Below are 24,160 nucleotides of genomic sequence, written 5' to 3'. Positions count from 1 at the left end.
ATTTATTATTTTTTATTGTCCTCTTGACGGGGAGCATACCACTGCATCACCCCTACAGTTCTGGCGGCTCATTTTATTATAAATAACCTCTCTTATTTCTATCAAACAATAGTGTTTGTATCCGCTTCAATGCCATGAGCATTTGCTCCGGGAATGTCTTAGTTAAACTTGAAAGAATTAGATTTTCATTCTCATTACACAAATATTATTAGATAACCAATTCAGAAATATCAATGCTCGTTTTATAGTTTTGTTTTACTCCGCCAGGAGAAGTAATAAAAATCGTAGCATATTCCCCATTTTCATAAAGGGTAATTTCTTTTATATCTTTTTCTTCATCTTGGTTCGTAGTATCGCAATAAAATTTTATGGTATATTTAGGGTTCATACCTATGCTTTTTTCTGTCTCTTTCCATGATTTTATATTTAAAGCAGAAATAACCTTGTCTATATTATGCTTATCATCATACTTTACCAGCAATTCCTTATTTGCGGCATCATATATCTCTATAACTTTTACACCTTTTACATAATTGTCCATTCTCTGCCTTTTTCCGCCCCGCCAGATACCTGTGCCGGTATTTCAGCTCTGCATACTCTGTGATCCGTTTCATGTAGACTGCATCATAAGCTCCGCCTACAGCACCAACCACCGGAATTCCCTGTAAGAACTTCATATACAGAAGCTCTTTTGACAAAGCTCCCGCCGTTTGTTCGATCTGCTCCTTATCCTGATACTCTTCCGGCAGTATTCCGTTTCTGATAAATTCATTTACTTTCCCGTCAATCTCACAAAGTGTATCCCCATAGGATACTGCTCCCCGGATCAATAATAAGATAAAATATTTTTCTTCCCTGCTTTCATAGCTGTATCCATACTGCAGAGCAGTCTCATAAATATTCTTTAAAATCATCCCTGTAAATACCGGAATATCCGGCAGACCGATTCCCAATACGCCCATCCCGATTCCAGACACACCGGATAGCAGTAAATTCTTTGTTCCCGTATCTCTTGCCTTTTTAGAAAAAGAGCGGAGGGATTTGGAATTCTGCTTTACATCCGCCATATACTGCCGCACCTGATAATCCTGCTCCAGTTTTGTCCGCTGATACGTCTTTTCAATAACCCCGGTTCCTTTCTCGAAAATCAGAGCAAATGCCTTCGCAAAAGCGGTATCCAATGTTTTCTGAAGTTTCGGCGGTATCTTTTCCTCCAGTTTCTGATTCAGAATGCTCTCCCTTTTCTCTGAACGCTTCTGAAGGAATCTCTGCTCCTGTACTTCCAGCTTTTCCCACTCCTTCTGAAGCGGTGTCCTTTTATCAAATAATCGCATCTTAATACACCTCCGCACCAAACGGCATCAATGCCAGTTTCGCCAGTTTAAACTGCTGTAAACCAAACGGGATTCCGATAATCGTCACACATAAAGCTGTACCCAACGCCAGATGCTCCAGTGCAAGAGGCAGACCGGATACAATCAGCCAGATGATATTCAAAAGGAACGAACCAGCTCCGCCACCATACTGCACCTCTTTTCCAAAGGGGAAAAAACTAAGCGCCGCAAATTTAAAACACTGCATCCCCACCGGAATCCCCACAACGGTAATACACCAGAGACAACCTGCCAGACACCAGCTCAGCCCACTGACTGCGCCGCCAAACACAAACCACAACACATTTCCCAGGCATCCCATATGCTACACCTCCCCATTCATCCGATTTTTCACATCAGCAAGTATCTTTTCTATCCGGTTGATGGCATCATCCACCTGTTCTCTTGCATCTGCAATCTTGCTCTGCACCATATAATCTGCCACCAGCCCGTCCAGAAAGAAATCCGCAAAGGAAAGGAAGCTGCCGATTTCCATGCGCAGATCCAAGGAAACCTGCACATCTCTTAATTCTCTCTGAAAACGCTGAATATCGCTTTTCGCCTGTTCCATCAACGCAGCTGCGTCATTCATTTTAGAATGCTTCACAAAGTCACTGATAAAGCCTCCTCCAAGCATATCAAAAATGCCCCAGTTTCTCGCACTTCCCAACTTATCCCTTGCTGCGTAAAGGCTCTGAAGCGCCCGCTCCCCTGCCTGTACTGCTTCCTGCATTTCCCGTTTCATCATTTCGTTACTCATCGTTTATCCTCTCTTTCTTTTTAGCAGACTATTGCGGCAGATTTTCTATATTTCATAATAAAAAAAGACTCCTATCATGACCTCTGCCACAATAAAAGTCTTGCTATCTCATTTGCTACGGGTATCTCTCGATACCGGTTGTCGGTTACAAAACCACCTCTTTCAAGGCGTTCAGCTACTCCCTTTTTTGCTTGAGATGAATATAACATATTGGAAATAATTTGTCAAATCATGCATTTTTCTTTTCCAACCGTTCCGCTTCTCTGGCAAATACATGCGAGATATCAAACAGTTCCGGTACATCTGATATGGTACACACATTCACACAATAATTGAGCCATGGAAATTCTTTTGTCATCTGATAAATAACTGCCATGGCTTTTGCTTCTGACATTGCTTCCACCGAATGATATCCCGATCCCTGAATATGCTCAAATCCGTTTGCTTCAAAAAAGTCCCTTACATCCGCATATGCATTATGCCAGTCACCTTTCGGATAATATTCCTTTAGTGCTTGTGTATTCAGGTCAAAATTGATGCCTTTCCTCTGTAAGCTGTCCATCTGTTAGTTCCTTATAAAGTCTGTAATCAGGTTCTCCTTTTCTGTTCCGTTATACCAGAAACACTCTAACAAATTCTCTGCAATTCCTACGGAGTTTTTCAACTGAAAGATTGCTGCCCAGAATCTTCCATAGTCCTGCTTGCGTCCCCGGTCAAGATAAATCCTGCTTCCAAGGGCTTTGACTGCACAGCTTAAATCCTCCTGCTCAAAAATCTGATCTGCCTGTTCACACATCTGATTTACCGTTTCCGGAGCGAGCTTGCTTGTATCAAATTTAAGTTCTACTTTATACATTATACTCATCCTTTCATACAACAAATGACTGAGTGACTCTTCTCTTTCTACTGTAATTCTACCATGAAACCTATATAAAGTCATTCCCCATTTTCACTTGCTTTAATATAAATTTTTCCTTTTATTTTGGAAACACAATCTCCACACAGAACTCATTCCCTTCTATCCGGGCGCTGATTTTCCCATCCATACGAAGTACCAGCTCTTTCGCAATTGATAAGCCGAGACCGCTGGAAGTCTTACTGCGTGCTTCATCCGCTTTATAAAACCGTTCAAACACCTGATCTACATTTATTTTTTCCACATGACATACTTGATTTTTTATCTGTATCCGGATGTTGTTTTCAACTTCTTCCAGTGAAATACTGATTTTCTTCTCCCCGTGATCCAGTCCGTTTTTTATGATATTCTGAAAAATTCTCTGGATTCCCTGTTCATTTCCGTTCATAAACAGCAGTTTATCTGTAATCTGTATCTCCGGTTCAATTCCTCTGCCCGTCCATTCATCGTAGTAGGAAAATATGGTATCTTTCAAAATCTTGTTGATACAGCAGGATGACATTTCCAGATGAAAAGAATCGTTTTTAAGTTTTGTAAAAGTAAATAATTCTTCCAGCATTTCTTTCAGGCTGCCGATTCTCTCCTGTATGATCTTCATATACCGTCTCTGCTCTTCCTGGTCTTCACAGGTTTCCATTAACTGAAAATATCCGTCAAGGGATGTCAAAGGAGTACGGATATCATGTGAGAGATTTGTATATGTATCCGAAATCATCTCCTCTTTCTTCAAGTATTCCTTCTTTTCCCTTCGCTTCAGTTCCAGCCATTCGTTTAAAACATCTGCCAACTCACCAATGCCTCCAAAATCCATTTCTCTGGTAATCAGCATGTTGCTGTCGTGCTTCATCAGAAACGACAACTGGCGGCAGATGTCTTTCACCTGCCGCTGGTATTTCCAAAATAACATTCCTTGTACCAGTATCACTGCTATCAATAGCACGAACCCTAGTTTTATCATTTAGATATCTCTCTTTCTGAATACCCATGCTGTCAGTAATGTAACCACGATTCCGAACGCCGCCGCAATCACAACTGCCGTCAGGCATTCCTTATTGGTCGGTGACATGGATAAAAGTGCAATCTTTCCTGTCACTGTATATTTCAAAATCTGGAAATTCTCCACACCTGCCTTCTGGATCAAATGATTGATCACTCCGTATAAGACAATCATGGTATTCATGCACAGGCAGATAACAATCGTCATGCTGAACACGTTGCTGTTCAAAACCACCGCAATCGCCATACTGATTAGTACCAGTGCATAATGAAGCAAAATCTGAATACCAAAGTATCTCAGCAACTCGCTTCCATTCCCCCACTCCAGATATCCGAAGTACATCTGCTGTGCAATAATCTGAATGATGAAATAAAGCAGCATGGTAACAGTCGTATACACAAACAACACGGAAGCTTTGGAAAAGATCAGGTTTCTCCGGCTCCTTACCTGCCCGCCGATATTTTTAATATAACCGCTTCCTATATCTGCACTGGAAAACAGCACTGTAAAAATCACCAGAAACAACGCCACAAACTTCGCCTGCAGGTTTGCATATACCTGATCAAAGACCGTTACTTTTTCTCCCGGCTGTGTCGGCAGGAATACGGACATTCCCATATTGATGGTTTCTGGTTTCACTGTTTCTGCAATGCTTTCTGTCTGCTGTTGTTCCGCTTCCTTGTTCATCGTATCAATATCCAGTTTCGACATGGATGTGGAGAAGAATATAGCTGCCGCCATCACAATCCATACCACATACATACTTTTTGTCCGGGCCATCCGGTACAGATCCATTTTTATCATATTAAGCATTTTGATTCCCTCCTGTCAGATTCAAGAAATAGGTTTCCAGTTCTTCACTGGTAATGGAAATTCCATTGACCAAAATTCCTGCTTTTGCCAGTTCCATATTGACATTGGCGCTTTCATTCAATCGTTCAAATATATGGATATGGCTCTTATCTGTAACCTGATAGTTGGTAAATCCCATTCTGTCCAGAATCGGGACTGCCTGCTCCGGATGGATTAACTCTATTTCAATCCGTTCACTGCAGCGTTTCATCAGTTCTTCGCTTGTCAGCTCCTGCAGAAGACTTCCATTATGGATAATTCCATAATCCGTTGCAATCTTAGATAATTCCTCTAAAATATGACTGGATATCAAAATCGTCATATTCCGTTCATCTCGCAGTCTCTGTATGGTATCACGCACCTCTGCAATTCCCTGGGGATCAAGCCCATTGATCGGTTCATCAAGGACCAGGAGATCCGGCTCCCCGACCAGTGCCAGCCCGATTCCGAGACGCTGCTTCATTCCAAGGGAAAAATGTTTCGTTTTTTTCTTTCCGACACCTTCCAGTCCGACCGTCTCTAAGATATCTTCGATGTATCCCTTTTTCCGAATACCAAACAATTCACATTTTATTTTCAGGTTTGTATATGCATTCATGTTGCCATACAGCCCCGGTGCTTCAATCAGACACCCCACACGAGAACGAATCCTCTCCAGTTCTTTTCCTTTACACCCGAACATCTCAATCTCTCCGGCTGTCGGTCTTGCAAGTCCACTGATCATCTTCAGGCAAGTCGTCTTTCCCGCACCGTTCCGTCCGATAAATCCATAGATAGCACCCTTTTTTATGTGAAGGTTTACTTTATCCACTGCCTTATGATGACCATACTGCTTCGTCAATCCATTTGTACTTAATAACAATTCACTCAATGCTTTCATCTCCTTTTCTTATCTGCTGTTATCATATCGGATAAATCCTAATCAAACGCAAATAAATAGTAAAAAAAGAGTAAAGATTAAGAATGCAGACGGTAGCCGATTCCCCATACGGTATCAATATATTCCTCCTGCGTTACTGCTTTTATCTTTTTCCGGATATTGCTGATATGTACATCCAGTGTCTTTGTCTCTCCCATATAGTGTTCATCCCACGCATATTCAAAAATCTCTTCTTTGCTGAAGACCTGTTTCGGATGCTCCAGTAAAAGCTCCAGAATTGCAAATTCCTGCTTTGTAATTTTGGGAAGCAGCACTCCGGCAATCCGGACTTCAAAGCGCTCACGGTCCAGTTCCAGGTTTTTATATGACACGCTTTTATGTTCCGGCTCCTGCTGCATATGGCGGAGCTGAACCTGAATCCGGGCAAGCACCTCCTGTATCTCAAACGGTTTTGTAATGTAATCATCTGCCCCACTGGTAAGAAGCCCGATTTTTTCATCCAATCCGTCTTTGGCTGTCAGGACAATAACCGGCGTATTGCCCTGTTTCCGAATCTGGGCAAGCACCTCTTCTCCTGAAATTCCCGGAAGCATCAGATCCAATAGAATCAAAGAAAAGCCCGCCTTATCCATCTGGAACAGCATCCTCGCTTCCGTCCCGGAAAAAGCCTGTACCGTCTCATACCCTGCTTTCTGTAATGCCGTATATAAAAGATTATTGATATCCGTATCGTCTTCTACAATCAGAATTCTGTTTTTCTGCTCCATTTTTCTCATCCTTCCATTTTCCGATTTAAACAATATTATATTGCACTTTTATAACTATGTCCAAAATTCTTTTGATATTATCCTTCCACCTCGTCTACATATGCTATATATAGTTCTAATTCTTTTGACATATGCTATATCTTGTGTTAATATAATCTTGTATTTAAGTTTTTGTGCTGTCCCGTCATGGGAGTCTGGACCATTCATCCAGAAGCATATGCAGTTTAAGTTTGGAAAATCGTGTCATTATACTGCCGTTTTATACGGTGCTATAATGGCACTTTTTTTATTTTAATCTATTTTAACGCCCAAAGAGGCAGAAAGGAGAATTTTTATGTCAGCAATTTTAACAATTTTAGGGAGGGCCACAAGAGATCCTGAGATGCAGCAAGGAAAAAATTCCGGTACGGAATATGTTTCTCTGGACATTGCAGTTTCACAGCGAGGCCAGGATGGAAAGGAAGAAACCATTTACTATCAGTGCTATTTTAACAAGTTCCTTGCAGAACGCTTAGCAAAAGCAGGCGTAAAGAAAGGAACCGGGCTGATGATCTATGGTGATCTGGAGCTTCATCCGTTCATTTATCAGAAAGGAAAGAATGCGGGGCAGGCAAATGCCGGTCCGAGGATCAATGTCAAGGACTGGCACTTTGTACCATCCAACCGTTCTGACAGCAATACCGGACATCCGGGTGCAAACCAGAACAGCCAGCCGAATGGTGGTGCGGCAACGCCCGGTGCAGCCGGCAATGGCAGCTACCCAATGCAGGGAAATCCCAATGGCAGCTACCAGAATCAGGCAATGCCTGGCGGCTATCCACAGCAGGGAATGGCTCCTGCTAACGGTGCCTACACGCCTCCTGCAAATGGCGGACAGTATCAGGCTCCGCCAAACGGAACCGGTCAGCCACAGAGCAGCTACCCGCCGCAGGGCAGTTATACCGGAATGCCAAATTACGGAGGTATGCCGGGCAGTCAGCCAACTGACGGCTTTCAAAATGTGCCGGAACAGATGGCATCCCAGTTGCCCTATTAACTCTCAAGGAACCCTATGTTGAGGAATTGCATTTATCATCTTTGTGATGATGCAGTTCCTCTTTTTCATGTCCGGAAGCGGCGATTTCCCATCCAGCTTCCGGGCTTGTCTAAGAATCATGAATCAGAAAGGAATCAGCTCATGAAAAAATCAAATCGAAAAAAATTCTTACAGTTTGTCGTGCTTGTACTGTTTCTTGCAGCACTTTTCGTACCACAGGATGCCAACCGGCTTCTGATTGCAGGCATTGCCCTGATCGGTATCGGAGTCACGCTGTTCAGTTATCTTCTCCCGCTTTTCACGGAACGCCTGAAAAACAGGGAGCATAAGCTACGAAAACGCCCAGAAAGAACTCGTCATCTGGAAGGAACACCTGATCTGGAAACCATTCTCTGGAGACAGATCAAATTCCAGATTACCGGAAAGCTCAAGGAAGCCTTCCCGGATGCCACATGGGATTTTGTGAAAGAACCACCGCTCTCCCAGATACTGGATGGGGAACCATTACGGATTCGCACACGGAATACCGGAAGTTATAATTTTGCGGAAATTCTCATGGATGCCCGTGGCAGTCTGACGCTTCAGATGATGACCATTGAATCCTTACATAAAAAGGAACCGTCAGAAGGAAATCCGGATTCCAGACCAGCCGTTAATCCCAAATCATGGTATTCCCTGATTGGGAAACCGCTACTGATGGAATTGGTCGGTGACTTACAGGCAAGGGGCTATGAAAAGCTGTTTATCAACGAGCAGGGAGATGTCTATATTCTGAACGGCACTGAACCGGAAGTCCGGGGAAAGCTGGAACATTTCCCGCCCAAAGATTACTGGGGCGAATTGACGGAGATTTTTACTGAAGATGAATTGACCACAGAAGAGACCGAGCAGGCACTGGAACTGTCCTGGATCTCATAAGAAGGAGGAACGAATCATGGCAAATAACATCGTAGCAACCTGGGGGTTCAAACGCAAACTCCCGGAACCATTTGAGGATTATACGGACCATGCAATCTTTGATGACATTGCATCCAAATACTGTACTCAGCCACGGAAAAAATCCACGCTTCATGCAGCTACCCTGCGGGCAGTCCTTGCTTATCTGGAGCTGGAAAACCCGGTTGGCAGTACCCCGCCGGAAAAGCTTGGGGCGGTCGGTACCCAATCCAACAATTTTGTTGTGGCGGAATATCCGAGCAAAACCGGTGATCTTCAGGTGGTTGTCTACAACCAGCTAAACGGAAAGTTTTACGGAGGCTGCTATACTCCTCCGCCGGATGTGGAAAGCACACCGGAAAAATACGAATTTAAAGACTCCAAACAGTCCGGTGCGGCTCTGCTGTTCGCACTGATGCCGGTTTTTCTGGCAGATGAAGAGTGTAATGAAAAGTATCAGGAATTAAAAGCGCACCGGGACAACGGTTATCCCGATCTGGACGCCGCTGCGGAAACAGCAGCCGTTCTCTGCGACAACATTTACCGGAGAACCCGCTATGCATCAGGTCTCCCGACCGGTGGTGTTAAGATTGACCTTCCGGCAAACGGCGTATTGTCGCTGATCAAACCGTTAAATATCCAGAAGGGGGTCTATGCACCAACCGAAGTGCTCCATGGAGACTTTCAGGTGTTACGTCCAGGAAGTGGATTTAAGAAAGCACAGGCAGCCATTTCCAGAGATGATTTTGTTGGGAAATTTATCCTGACCGCATCCCGAAGGCTGTCTCCGGAAGAGGAGGTATCTGTTCCGACATTGGCAGAGTGGTACATCATCCCTCCGGAAATCAAACGGATCTGCGAACACGCAAAACTGACAACTGATACCACACAGCCGATGCGGAATTTTCTTTTACGGGGACCGGCAGGTACCGGAAAGACCGAAGGAGCCAAAGCCATTGCTTCCGCACTTCACCTTCCTTACCGCTGCATTACCTGTTCCGCAAATACAGAGGTATTCGACCTTTTAGGTCAGATTCTTCCGGATGTGGACGGAAAACGCACCCGGCTTCAGCGGCAGTACCCGTCTTTTCAGGAAATCCAGTTAGATCCCTCCGGTGCCTATCAGAAGCTGACCGGAAACTATGATGAAGAAATTTCTGCCGAGGACACCTACCAGAAGCTGATCGATACGATTTTTGATGAAATGCACAGCTATTATAAGGAACACACCTCCGGACAGAACTTCCAGTATGTGGATACGCCTCTAGTCGAAGCCATCCGCTATGGGTATATTCTTGAGATACAGGAGCCTACGGTCATTGCTAATCCCGGTGTACTGGTTGGACTTAACTCCCTTTTAGACCGCTGTAACAGCGTATATCTTCCAAACGGAGAAACCATCCACCGTCATCCGGATACGACCATCGTAATCACCACAAACAATGACTATGCAGGCTGTAAACAGATGAACCAGTCTGTCATTTCCCGAATGAACCTTGTGATTGATCTGGATGAACCGGATGAGGATACACAGGTAGAACGTGCCATGGCTGTTACCGGATGCAAGGATGCAAAAACGGTACGTCTGATGACACGCATTGTCAAATCCATGGCTGTCTACTGCCGGGAAAATCTCATTACAGATGGCTGCTGTGGCATGAGGGAGCTGATTTCCTGGGTGCAGTCCTACATGGTCTGCGGGGATATCCGGGAAGCGGCCCGTTACACGGTGCTTGCCTCTGCCTCTGCCGATGCTGAGAACCGTACGGAAGTGGAAGAAAGCTGTCTGGATACTGTGCTTGCTGCGTAGGACACGCCTATGAGAAAAGCAGCACTCACAGAAGCCCAGATCCGAAAGCATCTGGCAGATAATCTGTCTTATCTCCGGCAAGCCAAAACACCGAAGTTATCACAAAAGGCAGTTGCCAGAATCTTAAATCTTCCCCCGAAAACCATTATGAATTATGAAAATGCAAACTCCTCCCCGATGGCTTATGCCGTCCTTCGCCTTGCTGTGTATTACGGCTGCACGATGGAGGAACTGCTGACAAAAAATCTAAGAAAAGAAAGGAAGAATATCACGTGAATCACAGCCAAAGAAATTTAAAGAAACTAATCCGGGCAAAAGAGGATTCCATTGCGGATGAGGAGTTATTCCTCTCCGCTGCCTATCAGAAGTACCAGACCTCCCTTGCCAGAGCCGTTACCGGACGTTACCGGTATGGACTGCAGGTACTGCTGGACTGGGACATTTCCGAACAGGCAGGCGTTGCATATACCGACAATTATAAGGTACATCTCAACGCAGCGAACCCGATCACCCAGTCTTTCCCCACCCGTTTCTTACGTTCCCAGAGCCTGACAGGGCTCACCGGGCATGAAGTGGGGCACTTACTCTATTCTGATTTCACAGCCCACGCTGTTCATCTGAGGAGTCTGGAAAACGGTTCCTTCTATCCGAAGGAGCCGGAGCTATCCCTTCCAGCTTATCAGACAGCACTGGAGGAGATCAAAGAAGTGTTAGAAGAAAAGGACAAAGCCGGATGCCTGACACTGGCACGATGCGCCGCAACTTTTCAAAACATTCTGGAAGACATCCATATTGAAGACCGTATGTGTGAGGAATTCCACGGCACCTTCCGACAGGGGATTGAACTCAATAACCTGCGTATGTCCGAACAGATTCCTTCCATACAGGAACAAATTGACAAAGAATACCAGCCATTTTCCATCATTGCCAACCTGATCCTTTCCTATTGCCGGACCGGAAACATCAACAATCCCACCGGCTATCAGGGGGATTATCTGGATACCATTTCCGATTGTACCGATCTTCTGGATACGGCAATGGAATCGGAAAAAGGCACTGACCGGATGCTGGTTTCCAATGCGCTCTTAGCCCTGACCTGGAACTATATCCAGCCGCTCATCGAAAAAACACGGGAGGAATTGGAAATGCATGGCGAGGATTCCGCTGCCGATGCTCTGGAAGATCTTCTAGGGGATGAAGTCAGCAGCGGCGCTCCTCTTCCGACCGGAAAAAGCGGTGCCATTCCAAAGAATATCAAACCAGCTTCCCCAAAAGGAAGCGGGAATGATGAGGGCAATGCTCCTTCCGGTCCACGTACCAAAGAGGATGCTATAGAGGAAGCCAAACAGGTGCTTTCGGAAGAAGGCGGGCGCATCGCTCTTACAAAGACCAATACCATTCTGGATGAAAACAACCCCGGCGTCACTTATGTCAGTCAGTATCAGGGCAGCGGCTATGAGCATGCTGCAGAGGATCTGTTCCGGATCTTGAACGATGTGGCTGCAGAAAAGGTGCAGGAAGACTGTCAGACGGAACTGACCGAGGAACTGCAGAAAACAGCCAATGATATTCATTACGGCAATGCCCATGCAGGCATCCATGTTACCATCCATCGCCTGACCAGTGTTTCCGATTACCTGAAGAATGAATACCAGACAGTTGCTCCCCCGCTCCTGCGGGCTTCCAAAAAGCTGCAAAGCACCATCCTGCCGCTTTTGAAAGAAGAACAGCAAGGCGGAAAGCAGAAGAATCTCCTGTTTGGAAAACGTCTGGACTCCCATGCTCTCTATAAGACAGACGGAACCATCTTTACCAGAACCAGACTTCCAGGAGAGGAAAAACGTCTGGCTGTTGCCCTCCTGATTGACGAGAGTGGTTCGATGGGTTGGGGTGACCGGATGACACATGCAAGAAAGACTGCCATTGTCCTTTATGATTTCTGTAAAAGCCTCGGTATCCCTATCACCATTTACGGGCATTCCACGGATGCAGGCGGCGTTGCTCTTTACTCCTATGCAGAATTTGATTCTGTGGACAATGAGGACTGTTACCGGCTGATGGATATGTGCGACCGCAACGGGAACCGGGACGGCGCAGCTCTCCGCTTCGTAGCAGAGCATTTGTGCACACGCCCGGAGCTTCAGAAGCTGCTGATCCTGATTTCTGACGGTCAGCCAGCCGATTACGGCTACAGCGGAACGGAAGCAGAGGCAGATCTGCGGGGCATCAAGAAAGAATACGAAAAACGGGATGTCATCCTGTTTGCGGCTGCCATTGGTGACGATAAGGAAAATATCCGCAGGATTTACAAGGACGGATTCCTGGATATCACGAAACTGGAAGAGCTTCCAAAGAATATGGCACAGCTTGTCAAACAGCATCTCAAATAAAGGAAGGTGAATACTCATGAATGAAACTTATCAAAACCGGATTACCGACCAGATCTGCAAGATCCAGAATGACCGGGCACTCATTGCCTTTTATGACCGGCTCCGCTACGCACCACTCGGCAACTATGCACAGCTACATGCCAAAGGGGAATATCAGGAAAACGGGCATAAAGTACATTCTTTAATCTGCATCACCATTCAGGATTATTCCAACGGTACCGGAGACCGGAATATCATCACCCGTTTCAACCTGGCACCGGAACAGATCCAGTTCCTCTTAACCCGGATCACTTCCGGTTTTCAGGAATTTGAATGGAGCCAGAGCAAGATCTACGGCAATCCCGATCAGAACGGTTATTCCACAGCCCAGATGTTTTATATCTCCAGACATCCCTATGATTCCAAAGGGCAGCCTATGAAAAGCCCATGGAAAATCCAGATTGTAAATGGGAAAGGCATCAAAGCACAGAATAAGAACGGTGGTTCCTACATGCAGCCACGCAGCTTCCAGTCCGAAAAGACGACAGCCATCCAGCTTACCGACATGGATCTGTTCACGCTTCTGAAGCGGACGGATTCCTATATTTCCAACTGGGAAACGGTGATTGCTGCATCACTGATCAATAACGGAAAACGGATGCTGGCAGACCAGCAGAACAGTCAAATGCAACAGACAGCACAGGCTCCGCCTTACGCTGCCTAAATTTTCAGAAGAGAAGCGGTACTTTACTGCTTCTCCTCTTTTTAAGAAAGGAGACTTTAGTTATGAATATTGCACTCATCCGGACCATGGACTCTCAGGGGCGTATCGTCATCCCTGCAGAAATCCGGAAACAAATGAAGCTCTCAGACGGAGATGCACTGGAACTGGAAAATGTGGGAATGGAGCTGCTTTTACGCAAATGCCCTACCCACTTAAACGGAAAAGAGGAAATGGCTTCCTATCTTTCCGTCCTCTACAGTGTCATCCACTGTGGTATCGCAATTTGCAGTGAGGCTCACATACTCGTATCTGCGGGCATCTATCTTCCGGAAGGCACTCCCGTTACAGAAGAACTCGCCGAATTGGTTGCGGACGGCCAGGAACTGATCTCTGCTGAGAACTGCCCTGTCTACCCGGTATCCAACACCCGTCAACCGGTTTGTGCTTTTTTCCCGATTTTAAGGGAAGACAGAGAGCCGCTGGCACTTCTTCTCTGTTCCAGAACCGGACAGCATTTATCCGAGATGGAATTGGGATGCGCTAAACTGGTCGCTGCCGTAATTGCAAACAAAATTAAGTAAGGAAAGGAGCGTGAAATCAATGAAGAATACAAATATAACCTTACACACCACCCAAAAGAAAGAATATGTCCTCACCGGAATCCTGTCCCTGCCCCTCCATCTGGGAGAACGGGCGTGGATCTATAGTTATAACCAGACCTTTGCTACCAGTCCGGTGCAGAGTATTCTGGAAGTATCCGAAAACGGTGTGGTATTTGAGACCTGCAACAGTATTTACCGTCTCAGCTACACCCGTGTTCCGATGGAGCTGGAGGCGATGTGTGCTTGACAAGAATGGAAGAACTGGAGAGCTGCCTTTCGGGGCTCCTCTCCACCTTAAAGAAGAACCGGGAACATGTGCCTCTGGAAGTGCTGAAGACACAGTATAAGCAGCCGTATGAAGAACTGGTCAGAAACATCAACCTGACCGCTTCTGCCTATGCAAAATCTGTGCTGCTCCACCGGCTGGTCCTGAATCCGGATGCAGATGTGGAGGAACAATGTACCGTCATCAACCAGATGATACAAACTTCCGGGATGCTGAAGAAAATCAGCTCCTGCATGTCCAAAACCTATGATGTAGGACAGATATATCCTCTGATACTGGAACTACGCCATATGGTCGAACAGGCACTCTGGCCCTATGTGAATCAGGCAACTTGTCTGGTCGCAGATCTGGATGATATAGAAAAAGAACCGACAATTTACAATTTTTTGACACATGAAGTTTATGAAAATGATACCTGGATTCACCGAGAAATCGACCTGCGCTGGAAACTACTGGTACATCTTACTCCCGAACAAAGAGAATCCGTACCACCAGCCAATCATAGTATGAATGGAGGAATTTACCATGAAAGAACAACCATCTAATCCTTGCGAGAAAGTCTCATTTATTTTGACCTATGACCAGCTTGAAGCTGCTTATAACATCTACCGGGAACAATTTATTTCCTGCGACTTCATCCGCCGCTCCATGGAACGTCTGGAGGAAAGAATCGGACTCTGCAACCTTCCATATGAAACGCTGCGTGATGATCCAAGCCTTCTTCATGAAGCATACCTGCAGTTTCTCCGACTGGAAGACTGCAATGTGGCTTATAACGACACGCTGGAGCAGGTAATTGATGCAATCGAACAATGGCTTGCCTCTGGCACCTTATCCCCTGTAAACCTTACGGTTTCCAACCAGAATATGGGTGAAACTTTTGGAACGGAGGTGGATGTGTAATGGCAAATATCTGCTGTGATGATGTGATCTTTTATACAGAAGGAAATCCGGAAGGACTATATGACTTGTGGGAGGACCTGGAAACCTACATCATTCTGAACCAGAATCCTGATTTATGCTGGATTGGCAATTTATTTTCCCACAAGAAAATAGATTCCACCGGAATATCTCTTCGTGGAAATGTCAGCTACATGGAATGGAATGATACGTATATTCTACTTTCTTTAGAGACAGCATGGACTCCACTTTATGAAGCATATCAGGCGATAGCCGCTGCATATCATGTTCCCTTTGTGATGCAAAGCATAGAACCTGGAGAACGAATTTATTATAACACGGATGAAGCACACCTATTTTTCCCTGACCGATATTGTGTCCGCTTATATGAAGAAAGCCTATTGACTCCATGTGGCTTAATAATCGGAGAAAAGCTGGAAGACGGTGAACCATTTGAAACGGAAACAGACGTATTAGAACGATTCAGAGATTGCGGATATCCAGCAGCTACACTAAAAGAGTTGGAGCTCATGTTCGATGCGGATGAACTTATTATTTTTGAATTTACAAATCCATATTTGGATCTGGAGCAGAAAAATGCTTGTGCATGAAACTTCTCCCCTCCACACCAAAGACGATTATCATCAGATTTAAAGGAGGAACACCATGACTGATTTGGAACTGGATGTCTGGGATGCATGGCTCAGGGAACGTCAGGAACATCTGGAAGAAACCCTGTCCAATATCTCACCATCGGAAGAACCCTGCAGATATTACCTGCTAACCGGATATATTCAGGGAATGCTAGAAGCTCTTACCATGCTTACGACTGTTGAGGATGGGAAACGCTTCAAGATCAAACTGGAGCAATTTCGCCAGAATCTGCTCCTCTCTGGAGATTACGATGCTACCGGTAACTATAAACAGGCAGTGAAGAAAACTGCTGTTTAAATACTTCGAGCCGCCCAATCGGACGGCTCTTTTTATGCCCGAAAACGGTAGCCTACACCACGTATCGTTTCTATGTAGTGCGGTTCTTCCGGATTTTCTTCTATTTTCTTTCTCAGATTCTTGACTAACCCATAGACACGGTTATCCACTTCTGACTCCACATCCTCATAAATATGCTGGTAAATCTGTTCTTTTGTAAATACCCGATTGGGGGATAAGGCCAGATAAAAAAGCAGGTCATATTCATGTCTGGTAAGTTCCACAACCTTACCATCTTTGATTACGCTCCGCTGAAGCTGGTCTATTTCCAAACCTTGGAATGTCAACTTTTCAGAATTTGTAATCTCCATAACTTCTAACGTACTTTCGCAGGCTAGAACTGATTTAATTTTATTCAGGATTCCCTCTTCGGAATCAGAAATGGTAAGAATCATCACTTTCCCATAACATCACCTGCTTTTCTTAGCATTTAGCTTTCACTCCTCATTAACAATGTTTATCGATTGGTTACATAGATATATGCATCTTCCAAAGTTACGTCACAAGCTATACATCCACTTTCTGACGGCATATTCTCCCCTAACAGTCTTAATCTAATTCCTTCCTCCGTATACTGCTTACTGGAAATATGATATTTTCTTTCTAATTCTCTTGCAAGGCTTTCGTCCTCTGTACAGCATTCCCATACATGCCCTCTTGCCTTATTCAATAATTCCCTCATTGTTCCTGTATAAAGGAATCTACCTTTTTTCATAACCGCAAGCTGATTACAGGTTGCCATCAGATCCTCCACCACATGCGTTGAAAATAATACGGTGCGTTCTTCTGCAAAATCTACCAGTAAATTACGGATACGGATGCGTTCCTCCGGATCGAGCCCTGTTGTTGGTTCATCCACAATTAAAAAATCCGGCTCATGGAGTAATGCCTGCACTAATCCAACTCTTCGCTTCATTCCACCTGAAAGCTGCCGCATTTTCTTTTTCTGATGGTCTGCAAGACTGGTCTTCTCCAGATAGTAATCAATCCTTTTCTTGCTTTCTCTTTTCTCAATTCCAGCCAGATCTCCCATATACTCCAGACATTCTCGAACAGTCAAAGACGGATACAGATCAATTTCCTGTGGCAGATACCCAATCTTTTTCTGTATCTTTTCGTAATTTGCTTCGCAATATAGCGTACCATCTAACAGAACTTTTCCACTTGTGGGTGCAAGCACCGTTGTAAGCACCCGCATCAACGTTGTTTTTCCTGCACCATTTTCACCTAACAGACCAAATATCCCATGTGGGATTTCCAGATCCACATGATCTACCGCTGTCACTCCATTTTTAAATGTTACTGTTAAATCGTCTATTCTTATACTCATAATCTTACCCTCTCTTCTTTAATATCTTAGGAACAAATGCAAGCATCATCCCCGCAAATACCACGCACAGCACCTTCCCGCCAAGCCATCTCCACTCTGTCAGCTTACCGAAATCACAAGTTCCGTAGGAAAATGGTCCCCAGTTTTTCAAAAACTGAGTTGCCTTTCCGGAAATAGAGAAAAACCAGAAAAGCAGCACGACACCCATACCAATCCATCTGTTTCGAACCAGATTGCTGACAGTTACGGAAAGCACACTCCAAAACAAAACAGTTCCGGGAATCGCAATACAATAAATTCCAAACAAGGCACCGCCATCTAATTCTTCTGTCAGATTCACCGGTTTCTGCCAATAAAAGAGTCCATATGCCAACAAACTGATTCCAATCAGATAAGCTACCTGCACAAATAGTCTTTTATAAACTACCCCTGCCTGCTTTTTTAGATTATAAAGGCAGAATACTTCCGAGCGTTTGCTCTGCACTTCCACCAGATAAGTATCTGCACAGAAAACGACTGCCAGAAGCGAAACAGCTCTTTCTACTGCCTGCCCGATTTCATTCGCATATACAACAGGCTGGATTGCACTCAATATCACAACAAAAGCGATTGAATATGCAATTTTATAATATGGCATACATATTTTTACTTCTTTCTTCAATATACTCTCCTCCTTTTCCACATCCACACCGCTATAAACATGAGCAGTATGGATGCTGCCACAAGAAGCAGTTGATTGAGATATACCTGATGTGGCAATTCCGTTTCAAAAAAATTCCCCGGAAATCGAACCATAATAGAGAATGGTCTTGCATGACACTGTCCTTTGCTATCCCATGTCAGCATATTAGAATAAATGATATAAAGAACCAGCGCCGGAACCGCTGGAAGCGGATTCTTAAACAGCAGCGCTGTAACCGCATACACACAGCAGATCATCAGGATGTTCGGCAGGACATACAGGATCGAATTCTGAACAAAATCCAGTATGTTCATAGCAAATCCTGATTTTACTGCCGTGGCGTAACACAAAATGATAAATACGATATTCATAATGACCAGTGCCGCCGTCATAATGAGAAATCCACTGCTTATTTTCCCGGCAATATATTGAAAAGCCGTCATCGGTTTGGTGTGCAGCAATTCATAAGTATTTTTCCTCATATCCTGGAAAAATAAAAACGCCAGCAGAACCGTTGCAAAGAATGCCATATGCAGGCTTGCAAAATCTGTAAATTTTCTTCCGAAATAATAGGAGAATGGATGTTTCTCAAGATTTTCTCTGATATACCGGTTGACTTCCTCCGGGCTTCCCTGATACCATGAAACGTCCTCATACACATAATTGGCACCATTAAAGTGGTATTCCGTTTTCAGATACTGACACGCCTCCGTAATCTTCATCTGTTTCATCTCAGATATCACTGCCTCCGCCTCTACTTCCGACATGCCAAACCCATTCTCTGTGTCCTGAAGTATCTTTACAATCTCTTTCTCCCACAGTTCTCTCTCCTTATCCGGTGTTGCCGGAATACATCCCTCCATAACATCCCCATCGGAGGCCATTTTTACCTTCCTGAAGGTTTCATCCGACTTCACGTAATGAATGGACAGATAGGGTGCAAGTGTCTGGTACATACTGATTAAAACAACAATCAAACCGATCCAGAATATCGGATTTTTAAGATAATTTTTCAGATTCCTTTTTATGATTGCTTTCATAAGTCATCCCGCCTTTCTTTTTTCTACAAACAGCATAGCCTACAAATCACAACAAAAAAACAACAGCCATTTATTTCTGCTGTTGTTCTTCTAATACATAATTTTTAAACACTGCCTCAACTTCCGCACCGCCATCTGCTACATTTTTTATCAGCAGTTTCCCACCATGCCGTTCGCAGTAGATACGGCTGATATACATACCCATTCCAAAATGCTTTAAGTCATCCTGTGGATTCTCATGATAAAACGCCTGTGTCACCCTGTCGATATTTTCCTGAAATCCAATTCCGTCATCCCTGATACTCATTTTCAGATATTGGGGTGTCACTGTCAGCTTCAGCCTAACTTCCTGATTGGCATAGCGGAATGCGTTAGCCAACAGATTATCCGCTACTTCCATGATGATTTCCTCATCCGCAGTCAGTATTTCAGATTCTCTCACTGTCGTCACTGTAAAATTCTTTTCTGATTTTTCCACCACGACTTCTGCCAGAGCTTCTATCTGGTTTATCAACTGCCGGATATCTACCACGGAACAGTTTAATTCCCGTTCTTCCAATTTCGTCATCTTCCTCATACTATCAATAAAATGGTTCATCCGTTCAATCTGAAGCATACCGCCCCTTAACATCTCCATCATTTTCTCTTGATCAAGCATATCTTCCGGAACAAATTCCAAAAGCATTTCCTGATATCCCCGCATGATTGCAAGCGGCGAGCGGATATCATGGGCAATCGCTGCACGCAGTACCCGCTCATCTTCGATCATCTGCCAAAGTCTACGGTTATTTTCTTCCAACTGCCCACGCATCCTTTCAAATTCCCTGCACAGCATCCCCATCTCGTCCTCGTTCTCATAAGCCATATGAAAATCCAGATCTTCCTCCGCAATCATCTGTGATGCCATCTTCAGTTCCTGAATCGGTCTCTTTAATTTATTTTTGTAAAACAGGCTGACCGCAATTCCACATCCGGCAAAAGAAAAAAGCAATACTCCGTACGTCTGAAGGAAATCACAGGTTTCTGAAATATGCCAGTCCATTCTGCTCATTTTACTCTGATTCGGTCTCGGTACCACTACCTCAAAATTTTCATTGCGGTCATTCATTGCCTGATAATACTCGTCCTGATCCACGTACTTCCACCAGACCTCCTCCTGTATCTGCCCGGCAATCTCAATAATTGACACAGAAAGAAAAAAAGTGACAATCAAGCTGAGTATCGTATATAAAACCATTGTCTTTTTCAAGGATAAATTTCTTATCTTTTCCATCGATACCCCATCCCCCATACTGTCTCAATGTATTCTGTCTGCGTATATTCCGCCAGTTTCTTTCTCACTCTCCGGATCAGTTCCGTAACAACACGGCTGTCACCTTCCGCATCATAACCACACACCTTTTCGTATATCCGCTCCCTGTCAAAAACCTGTCCTGGATTCATGGACAAAAACTCAATGATTGCATATTCCAGCTTCGTAAGCTCCAAATCATTTTCACCGATCTGAACCCTCTTTGCTCCATAATCAATACTGAGGTCTCCGTGGAATCTGTATTCAGACTTCCCTTTATGACGCTCCTCACGCTTCAAATGTGCAATAATACGAGCATCCAGTTCTTTCAGACTAAACGGCTTCAGTATATAGTCATCCCCACCGGATAAAAGCCCGTTTACCCTGTCCTGCTCCTCCACTTTTGCCGTCAGGAAGATAATGGGACAAGTTACTTTGCCCCGGATACGTCTGCATACTTCTAATCCGTCTATTTTAGGCATATTGATGTCCAGCAAGATAATATCCGGTTTCTTATGGATTTTTTCCAAAGCATCTGTGCCATCTTCTGCCATCATTACATCATATCGTTTGATTTCAAAATAGTTCTTTAACATCTTTAATAATTCGATGTCATCATCCACGATCAAAATTCTATATGCCACTTTTATCACCTCGTTTTATCAGTATACAACGAAAAAAACAATAAATAAACAACAAGAGAAACACTTCGAGCCGCCCATTGCCGGACGGCTCCTTTTATGCCCGAAAGCGATAACCAACACCACGTATCGTTTCTATGTAGTGCGGTGTTTCCGGATTTTCTTCTATTTTCTTTCTCAAGTTCTTAATCAGACCGTAAATTCGGTTATTCACTTCTGACTCCGCTTCCTCATAGATATGCTGATAGATCTGTTCTTTCGTGAATACCCGATTAGGAGATAAAGCAACCACAGCGATTTGCTTCAAAAGTCTCTTTCGCCTGGTATACCGTTTATAACTTCTCATGTTTATCACCTTCAATCTGCTTTCAAATTTAATAATCTATATTTTATGACAATTCAGCATATAGAAAAGTTAGTTATTCGTGAAAATTATTTTTAAATTTAGAACTTGCATAACCACTACGATGTAAAAACAGTTTAGAGGCATTTATGACAGAGATTGATTTTATCTGGTTTTCGACTTTCTCCACGAAAGTGGCAAAAAATACCTGGCTACGAATTCCTTCGCTTAGGGCAAATCTGAAATCCTGAACGCTTTTATTCCTGTAGCCGACAAATTTGTCATCAACATAAGGCAAAAGCTTCATTGAGGAATCTATTTCATTTGACATATACTACATCTAGTGTTATACTGTTCTTATATCAATTATTTGTGTCAATCCGGAAAGGATTTATCACACGCAGTTTAGGTTTGAAACGTAGTCAGGAGTTTTCCTATGCCCAACAAGCAGCAGGGACTTCTGGCTTTTTTTATTTTGCAGGAAACTGCATCTATTTTGAGAATGAACATAAGCGTCATTCTCTTTTTTTATGCCTGAACGCAGGGAAAGGAGGATTACGGAAACAAATGATTCCGGAACTGGCACGCCACAAAAGAAAGGAGACTCTATGTCAGTCAAAAGAATTAAGAATCTTGTAAAACAACTCAATGAATACCGTCATGCCTACTACAATCAGGATGCCCCTCTGGTATCTGATGCCGAGTATGACCGACTCTTTGACGAACTGAAGGAACTGGAGGAACAGACTGGTTTCATCCTGTCAAATTCTCCGACACAGACGGTTGGATATTATCCGGTCAGTGAACTTGCCAAAGTCACCCATCCGATTCCACTGCTCTCGCTTGAGAAAACAAAACTGATTTCAGAGCTTTTAGATTTCATGAAAGGACAGGAAGTTCTCTTTATGCTGAAACTGGACGGTTTGACTACCAAACTCATTTACGAAGATGGCAGACTGATTCAGGCTTCTACCCGTGGAGATGGTGAAGTGGGGGAAGATATTACACACAATATCCCGGCATTTTTAAATGTACCGCTTACCATTCCACACAAAGAACGTCTGGTCATTACCGGTGAGTCTTTTATACCAACCAATGATTTTGAACGTCTGAAAGATACTCTGCGTGATGGAAATGGAAAACCTTATAAAAACGGACGTAATTTTGCTTCCGGATCAGTACGAAGTCTTGATCCGAAGAACTGTATCGGACGTTGTGTTCGCTTTCTTCCGTTCAATGTATTAGAAGGAATGGAGGATGTTCCCTTCCCGGACAGCAGAGCCTGCAAATTAGAAGGTTTAACACACCTGGGCTTTGGTTACTGCCCGTTTTTCTCAATTTCAGGAACCGGACTTTCAAAAGAATATGCGGAGAAATTCATTCAGGAATTGGTATCCACAGCAGCAAATTTACATCTTCCTATCGATGGCATTGTCATGATTTTTGACAGTCTCAGCTACTCCAAAAGCTGCGGAAAAACCGGACACCACTATAAGGACGGCCTCGCCTATAAGTTTGAGGATGATACCTACGAAACTTTCTTGCGTGAAATTGAATGGACACCGACCAGATTCGGAGAGATTGCTCCGGTCGGCATCTTCGATACCGTGGAGATTGACGGCTGTGATGTTTCCAGAGCTTCCCTTCATAATCTGACCTTTATCAAAAATCTGGAGCTTGTACCCGGATGCCGGATTCTTGTTTCCAAACGAAACATGATCATCCCACATATAGAGGATAATCTGGATCGTGGAAGGTATACCGACATCACGCCTCCGGTCTGCCCTTGCTGTGGTTCCAAAACCAGAACCTACAGCCGTAAGACCAGCGACGGTCGCACCGTAGAAACTCTGCATTGTGATAATCCGCAGTGCGACAGCCAGATCACAAGAAGGTTTGTCCATTTTGCCAGCAAGAAGGCAATGAACATCGAAGGACTGTCAGAAGCCACTTTAGAAAAATTCCTGAATCTGGGCTATCTGCACTCTTTTCAGGACATCTATCATCTGGAGGAACACCGGGAAGATATTGTGGCACTGGACGGATATGGTGAGAAATCTTTCGACCGCTTGTGGGAATCCATCAACGCCAGCCGGAGGACCAGCTTTGTCCGCTATCTGGTTTCCATGGATATTCCTATGATCGGCAGAACCAAAAGCCGGATTCTGGACACCGTATTTTCCGGAAATTTAACTGCATTTGAACAGGCGGCTGTCGGAGATTACGACTTCACTCAGTTAGAGGATTTTGGCGAAATCTTAAATCACAACATCCATTCCTGGTTTGCAGATGAAGCAAATCTTGATTTATGGAAAAACTTACAGAACGAATTCACATTTGAACAAAGAAAGGAAGAGACCATTATGACAAAAGAAAACAAATTTACAGGATGTACCATCGTAGCAACAGGGAAACTGGAGCATTTTACCAGAGACGGTATCAACGATAAGATTCTGGAGCTTGGTGCCAAACCTGGCAGCTCTGTAACAAAGAAAACCGATTACCTGATCTGCGGGGAAAAAGCCGGCAGCAAACTGGCAAAAGCCCAGAGCCTTGGTATTCCAATTCTTACAGAAGCTGAATTTTTGGAGATGATTGCATAACCATCTCTGCAATAGATGAGAATTATTTTGAG

31 protein-coding genes are annotated in these 24,160 nt (G+C 44.2%); 13 read left to right on the top strand and 18 right to left on the bottom strand.

Going from position 1 to position 24,160, the window contains the following annotated elements; translation table 11 throughout:
* Positions 1 to 208: 208 nt before the first annotated feature.
* From PG766_RS11240 to PG766_RS11195, 10 genes are all read right to left on the bottom strand, one after another.
* Positions 209 to 541, bottom strand: coding sequence for a DUF5301 domain-containing protein (locus tag PG766_RS11240; protein ID WP_005333498.1), 333 nt, complete (start codon positions 539 to 541; stop codon positions 209 to 211).
* Positions 498 to 1,334 (bottom strand): EcsC family protein, encoded by an 837-nt coding sequence (locus tag PG766_RS11235; protein ID WP_005333496.1) that lies wholly within the window; start codon positions 1,332 to 1,334, stop codon positions 498 to 500. The genes PG766_RS11240 and PG766_RS11235 overlap by 44 nt, the downstream gene beginning before the upstream one ends.
* Position 1,335: 1 nt before the next feature.
* A complete protein-coding gene (locus PG766_RS11230; RefSeq protein ID WP_005333494.1) occupies positions 1,336 to 1,695 on the bottom strand; it encodes a YccF domain-containing protein in 360 nt (119 codons plus the stop codon).
* Between the two features lie 3 nt (positions 1,696 to 1,698).
* Positions 1,699 to 2,133, bottom strand: a complete 435-nt coding sequence (locus PG766_RS11225) for a hypothetical protein (protein WP_005333491.1) — start codon at positions 2,131 to 2,133, stop codon at positions 1,699 to 1,701.
* Positions 2,134 to 2,362: 229 nt separating this feature from the next.
* The gene (locus PG766_RS11220) at positions 2,363 to 2,695 is read right to left on the bottom strand and encodes a hypothetical protein (RefSeq protein WP_005333489.1); all 333 of its coding nucleotides are present in this window, start codon (positions 2,693 to 2,695) and stop codon (positions 2,363 to 2,365) included.
* Positions 2,696 to 2,698: 3 nt separating this feature from the next.
* Positions 2,699 to 2,989 carry a hypothetical protein gene (locus PG766_RS11215; protein WP_022415108.1) on the bottom strand — a complete coding sequence of 97 codons (291 nt, stop codon included), beginning with the start codon at positions 2,987 to 2,989 and terminating at the stop codon, positions 2,699 to 2,701.
* A 121-nt stretch (positions 2,990 to 3,110) separates the two neighbouring features.
* Positions 3,111 to 4,007 carry a sensor histidine kinase gene (locus PG766_RS11210; protein WP_005333486.1) on the bottom strand — a complete coding sequence of 299 codons (897 nt, stop codon included), beginning with the start codon at positions 4,005 to 4,007 and terminating at the stop codon, positions 3,111 to 3,113.
* Positions 4,008 to 4,859, bottom strand: coding sequence for an ABC transporter permease (locus PG766_RS11205; protein WP_270590811.1), 852 nt, complete (start codon positions 4,857 to 4,859; stop codon positions 4,008 to 4,010).
* Positions 4,852 to 5,778, bottom strand: coding sequence for an ABC transporter ATP-binding protein (locus PG766_RS11200; protein ID WP_008373911.1), 927 nt, complete (start codon positions 5,776 to 5,778; stop codon positions 4,852 to 4,854). The genes PG766_RS11205 and PG766_RS11200 overlap by 8 nt, the downstream gene beginning before the upstream one ends.
* Positions 5,779 to 5,855: 77 nt before the next feature.
* Positions 5,856 to 6,554: a response regulator transcription factor gene (locus PG766_RS11195; protein WP_005333481.1), complete on the bottom strand. Its 699-nt coding sequence runs from the start codon at positions 6,552 to 6,554 to the stop codon at positions 5,856 to 5,858.
* Positions 6,555 to 6,879: 325 nt separating this feature from the next.
* Here PG766_RS11195 and PG766_RS11190 point away from each other — a divergent pair, with 325 nt between their 5' ends.
* From PG766_RS11190 to PG766_RS11135, 12 genes are all read left to right on the top strand, one after another.
* Positions 6,880 to 7,581 carry a single-stranded DNA-binding protein gene (locus PG766_RS11190; RefSeq protein WP_005333477.1) on the top strand — a complete coding sequence of 234 codons (702 nt, stop codon included), beginning with the start codon at positions 6,880 to 6,882 and terminating at the stop codon, positions 7,579 to 7,581.
* Between the two features lie 141 nt (positions 7,582 to 7,722).
* Positions 7,723 to 8,499 carry a hypothetical protein gene (locus PG766_RS11185; protein ID WP_022415111.1) on the top strand — a complete coding sequence of 259 codons (777 nt, stop codon included), beginning with the start codon at positions 7,723 to 7,725 and terminating at the stop codon, positions 8,497 to 8,499.
* 16 nt (positions 8,500 to 8,515) lie between these two features.
* Positions 8,516 to 10,327 (top strand): AAA family ATPase, encoded by a 1,812-nt coding sequence (locus PG766_RS11180; RefSeq protein WP_005333473.1) that lies wholly within the window; start codon positions 8,516 to 8,518, stop codon positions 10,325 to 10,327.
* 9 nt (positions 10,328 to 10,336) lie between these two features.
* The gene (locus PG766_RS11175; protein WP_005333471.1) at positions 10,337 to 10,603 is read left to right on the top strand and encodes a helix-turn-helix domain-containing protein; all 267 of its coding nucleotides are present in this window, start codon (positions 10,337 to 10,339) and stop codon (positions 10,601 to 10,603) included.
* Complete coding sequence (locus PG766_RS11170; RefSeq protein WP_005333469.1) at positions 10,600 to 12,717, top strand: vWA domain-containing protein; 2,118 nt, start codon at positions 10,600 to 10,602, stop codon at positions 12,715 to 12,717. The genes PG766_RS11175 and PG766_RS11170 overlap by 4 nt, the downstream gene beginning before the upstream one ends.
* A 16-nt stretch (positions 12,718 to 12,733) precedes the next feature.
* Complete coding sequence (locus PG766_RS11165) at positions 12,734 to 13,420, top strand: hypothetical protein (protein ID WP_005333468.1); 687 nt, start codon at positions 12,734 to 12,736, stop codon at positions 13,418 to 13,420.
* Positions 13,421 to 13,482: 62 nt separating this feature from the next.
* Positions 13,483 to 14,001: an AbrB/MazE/SpoVT family DNA-binding domain-containing protein gene (locus tag PG766_RS11160; protein ID WP_005333466.1), complete on the top strand. Its 519-nt coding sequence runs from the start codon at positions 13,483 to 13,485 to the stop codon at positions 13,999 to 14,001.
* Positions 14,002 to 14,020: 19 nt separating this feature from the next.
* Positions 14,021 to 14,269, top strand: a complete 249-nt coding sequence (locus PG766_RS11155) for a hypothetical protein (RefSeq protein ID WP_005333464.1) — start codon at positions 14,021 to 14,023, stop codon at positions 14,267 to 14,269.
* A gap of 5 nt (positions 14,270 to 14,274) precedes the next feature.
* Positions 14,275 to 14,853, top strand: coding sequence for a hypothetical protein (locus PG766_RS11150; RefSeq protein ID WP_005333462.1), 579 nt, complete (start codon positions 14,275 to 14,277; stop codon positions 14,851 to 14,853).
* Complete coding sequence (locus PG766_RS11145; protein WP_005333460.1) at positions 14,834 to 15,211, top strand: hypothetical protein; 378 nt, start codon at positions 14,834 to 14,836, stop codon at positions 15,209 to 15,211. The genes PG766_RS11150 and PG766_RS11145 overlap by 20 nt, the downstream gene beginning before the upstream one ends.
* Positions 15,211 to 15,819, top strand: coding sequence for a hypothetical protein (locus tag PG766_RS11140; RefSeq protein WP_005333458.1), 609 nt, complete (start codon positions 15,211 to 15,213; stop codon positions 15,817 to 15,819). The genes PG766_RS11145 and PG766_RS11140 overlap by 1 nt, the downstream gene beginning before the upstream one ends.
* A gap of 55 nt (positions 15,820 to 15,874) precedes the next feature.
* Positions 15,875 to 16,159: a hypothetical protein gene (locus tag PG766_RS11135; protein WP_005333456.1), complete on the top strand. Its 285-nt coding sequence runs from the start codon at positions 15,875 to 15,877 to the stop codon at positions 16,157 to 16,159.
* A gap of 32 nt (positions 16,160 to 16,191) precedes the next feature.
* On the opposite strand, the gene PG766_RS11130 is transcribed toward PG766_RS11135, so the two are convergent.
* The 8 genes from PG766_RS11130 to PG766_RS11095 all read right to left on the bottom strand — a co-directional run bounded on the left by PG766_RS11130 (position 16,192) and on the right by PG766_RS11095 (position 21,856).
* Entirely contained in the window at positions 16,192 to 16,593 is a 402-nt protein-coding gene (locus PG766_RS11130) for a winged helix-turn-helix domain-containing protein (RefSeq protein WP_005333454.1), read from the bottom strand.
* 62 nt (positions 16,594 to 16,655) lie between these two features.
* Positions 16,656 to 17,528: an ABC transporter ATP-binding protein gene (locus PG766_RS11125; RefSeq protein ID WP_005333452.1), complete on the bottom strand. Its 873-nt coding sequence runs from the start codon at positions 17,526 to 17,528 to the stop codon at positions 16,656 to 16,658.
* A gap of 4 nt (positions 17,529 to 17,532) precedes the next feature.
* Positions 17,533 to 18,189, bottom strand: coding sequence for a hypothetical protein (locus PG766_RS11120; RefSeq protein ID WP_022415113.1), 657 nt, complete (start codon positions 18,187 to 18,189; stop codon positions 17,533 to 17,535).
* A complete protein-coding gene (locus PG766_RS11115) occupies positions 18,186 to 19,250 on the bottom strand; it encodes an ABC transporter permease (protein WP_005333443.1) in 1,065 nt (354 codons plus the stop codon). The genes PG766_RS11120 and PG766_RS11115 overlap by 4 nt, the downstream gene beginning before the upstream one ends.
* A 70-nt stretch (positions 19,251 to 19,320) precedes the next feature.
* On the bottom strand, positions 19,321 to 20,523 hold the full coding sequence (locus tag PG766_RS11110) for a HAMP domain-containing sensor histidine kinase (protein ID WP_055155762.1): 1,203 nt from the start codon (positions 20,521 to 20,523) through the stop codon (positions 19,321 to 19,323).
* Positions 20,511 to 21,185 (bottom strand): response regulator transcription factor, encoded by a 675-nt coding sequence (locus PG766_RS11105; protein WP_023921570.1) that lies wholly within the window; start codon positions 21,183 to 21,185, stop codon positions 20,511 to 20,513. The genes PG766_RS11110 and PG766_RS11105 overlap by 13 nt, the downstream gene beginning before the upstream one ends.
* Before the next feature lie 94 nt (positions 21,186 to 21,279).
* The gene (locus PG766_RS11100; RefSeq protein WP_005333437.1) at positions 21,280 to 21,528 is read right to left on the bottom strand and encodes a winged helix-turn-helix domain-containing protein; all 249 of its coding nucleotides are present in this window, start codon (positions 21,526 to 21,528) and stop codon (positions 21,280 to 21,282) included.
* 73 nt (positions 21,529 to 21,601) lie between these two features.
* The gene (locus tag PG766_RS11095) at positions 21,602 to 21,856 is read right to left on the bottom strand and encodes a hypothetical protein (RefSeq protein WP_005333435.1); all 255 of its coding nucleotides are present in this window, start codon (positions 21,854 to 21,856) and stop codon (positions 21,602 to 21,604) included.
* 277 nt (positions 21,857 to 22,133) lie between these two features.
* Between PG766_RS11095 and ligA the strand changes: the two genes are divergently transcribed.
* Positions 22,134 to 24,128: an NAD-dependent DNA ligase LigA gene (ligA, locus tag PG766_RS11090; RefSeq protein ID WP_040015507.1), complete on the top strand. Its 1,995-nt coding sequence runs from the start codon at positions 22,134 to 22,136 to the stop codon at positions 24,126 to 24,128.
* Positions 24,129 to 24,160: the final 32 nt, after the last annotated feature.

Origin of the sequence: Coprococcus sp. LG101-27, assembly GCF_027695515.1 — a bacterium.
Lineage (GTDB): Bacteria > Bacillota > Clostridia > Lachnospirales > Lachnospiraceae > Allocoprococcus > Allocoprococcus comes.
Note: the sequence above shows the minus strand (reverse complement) of the source record. Positions and strands in the feature narration are given on the sequence as shown.

Bases quoted from the DNA above. Each gene is read 5' to 3' on its own strand.
- PG766_RS11130 (WP_005333454.1), bottom strand. From the start codon at position 16,593: ATGATTCTTACCATTTCTGATTCCGAAGAGGGAATCCTGAATAAAATT.
- PG766_RS11180 (WP_005333473.1), top strand. From the start codon at position 8,516: ATGGCAAATAACATCGTAGCAACCTGGGGGTTCAAACGCAAACTCCCG.
- PG766_RS11155 (WP_005333464.1), top strand. From the start codon at position 14,021: ATGAAGAATACAAATATAACCTTACACACCACCCAAAAGAAAGAATAT.
- PG766_RS11100 (WP_005333437.1), bottom strand. From the start codon at position 21,528: ATGAGAAGTTATAAACGGTATACCAGGCGAAAGAGACTTTTGAAGCAA.
- PG766_RS11210 (WP_005333486.1), bottom strand. From the start codon at position 4,007: ATGATAAAACTAGGGTTCGTGCTATTGATAGCAGTGATACTGGTACAA.
- PG766_RS11125 (WP_005333452.1), bottom strand. From the start codon at position 17,528: ATGAGTATAAGAATAGACGATTTAACAGTAACATTTAAAAATGGAGTG.
- ligA (WP_040015507.1), top strand. From the start codon at position 22,134: ATGTCAGTCAAAAGAATTAAGAATCTTGTAAAACAACTCAATGAATAC.
- PG766_RS11185 (WP_022415111.1), top strand. From the start codon at position 7,723: ATGAAAAAATCAAATCGAAAAAAATTCTTACAGTTTGTCGTGCTTGTA.
- PG766_RS11230 (WP_005333494.1), bottom strand. From the start codon at position 1,695: ATGGGATGCCTGGGAAATGTGTTGTGGTTTGTGTTTGGCGGCGCAGTC.
- PG766_RS11110 (WP_055155762.1), bottom strand. From the start codon at position 20,523: ATGGAAAAGATAAGAAATTTATCCTTGAAAAAGACAATGGTTTTATAT.
- PG766_RS11195 (WP_005333481.1), bottom strand. From the start codon at position 6,554: ATGAGAAAAATGGAGCAGAAAAACAGAATTCTGATTGTAGAAGACGAT.
- PG766_RS11215 (WP_022415108.1), bottom strand. From the start codon at position 2,989: ATGTATAAAGTAGAACTTAAATTTGATACAAGCAAGCTCGCTCCGGAA.
- PG766_RS11095 (WP_005333435.1), bottom strand. From the start codon at position 21,856: ATGTCAAATGAAATAGATTCCTCAATGAAGCTTTTGCCTTATGTTGAT.
- PG766_RS11200 (WP_008373911.1), bottom strand. From the start codon at position 5,778: ATGAAAGCATTGAGTGAATTGTTATTAAGTACAAATGGATTGACGAAG.
- PG766_RS11145 (WP_005333460.1), top strand. From the start codon at position 14,834: ATGAAAGAACAACCATCTAATCCTTGCGAGAAAGTCTCATTTATTTTG.
- PG766_RS11160 (WP_005333466.1), top strand. From the start codon at position 13,483: ATGAATATTGCACTCATCCGGACCATGGACTCTCAGGGGCGTATCGTC.
- PG766_RS11235 (WP_005333496.1), bottom strand. From the start codon at position 1,334: ATGCGATTATTTGATAAAAGGACACCGCTTCAGAAGGAGTGGGAAAAG.
- PG766_RS11220 (WP_005333489.1), bottom strand. From the start codon at position 2,695: ATGGACAGCTTACAGAGGAAAGGCATCAATTTTGACCTGAATACACAA.
- PG766_RS11135 (WP_005333456.1), top strand. From the start codon at position 15,875: ATGACTGATTTGGAACTGGATGTCTGGGATGCATGGCTCAGGGAACGT.
- PG766_RS11175 (WP_005333471.1), top strand. From the start codon at position 10,337: ATGAGAAAAGCAGCACTCACAGAAGCCCAGATCCGAAAGCATCTGGCA.
- PG766_RS11150 (WP_005333462.1), top strand. From the start codon at position 14,275: ATGGAAGAACTGGAGAGCTGCCTTTCGGGGCTCCTCTCCACCTTAAAG.
- PG766_RS11140 (WP_005333458.1), top strand. From the start codon at position 15,211: ATGGCAAATATCTGCTGTGATGATGTGATCTTTTATACAGAAGGAAAT.
- PG766_RS11240 (WP_005333498.1), bottom strand. From the start codon at position 541: ATGGACAATTATGTAAAAGGTGTAAAAGTTATAGAGATATATGATGCC.
- PG766_RS11190 (WP_005333477.1), top strand. From the start codon at position 6,880: ATGTCAGCAATTTTAACAATTTTAGGGAGGGCCACAAGAGATCCTGAG.
- PG766_RS11115 (WP_005333443.1), bottom strand. From the start codon at position 19,250: ATGAAAGCAATCATAAAAAGGAATCTGAAAAATTATCTTAAAAATCCG.
- PG766_RS11205 (WP_270590811.1), bottom strand. From the start codon at position 4,859: ATGCTTAATATGATAAAAATGGATCTGTACCGGATGGCCCGGACAAAA.
- PG766_RS11225 (WP_005333491.1), bottom strand. From the start codon at position 2,133: ATGAGTAACGAAATGATGAAACGGGAAATGCAGGAAGCAGTACAGGCA.
- PG766_RS11165 (WP_005333468.1), top strand. From the start codon at position 12,734: ATGAATGAAACTTATCAAAACCGGATTACCGACCAGATCTGCAAGATC.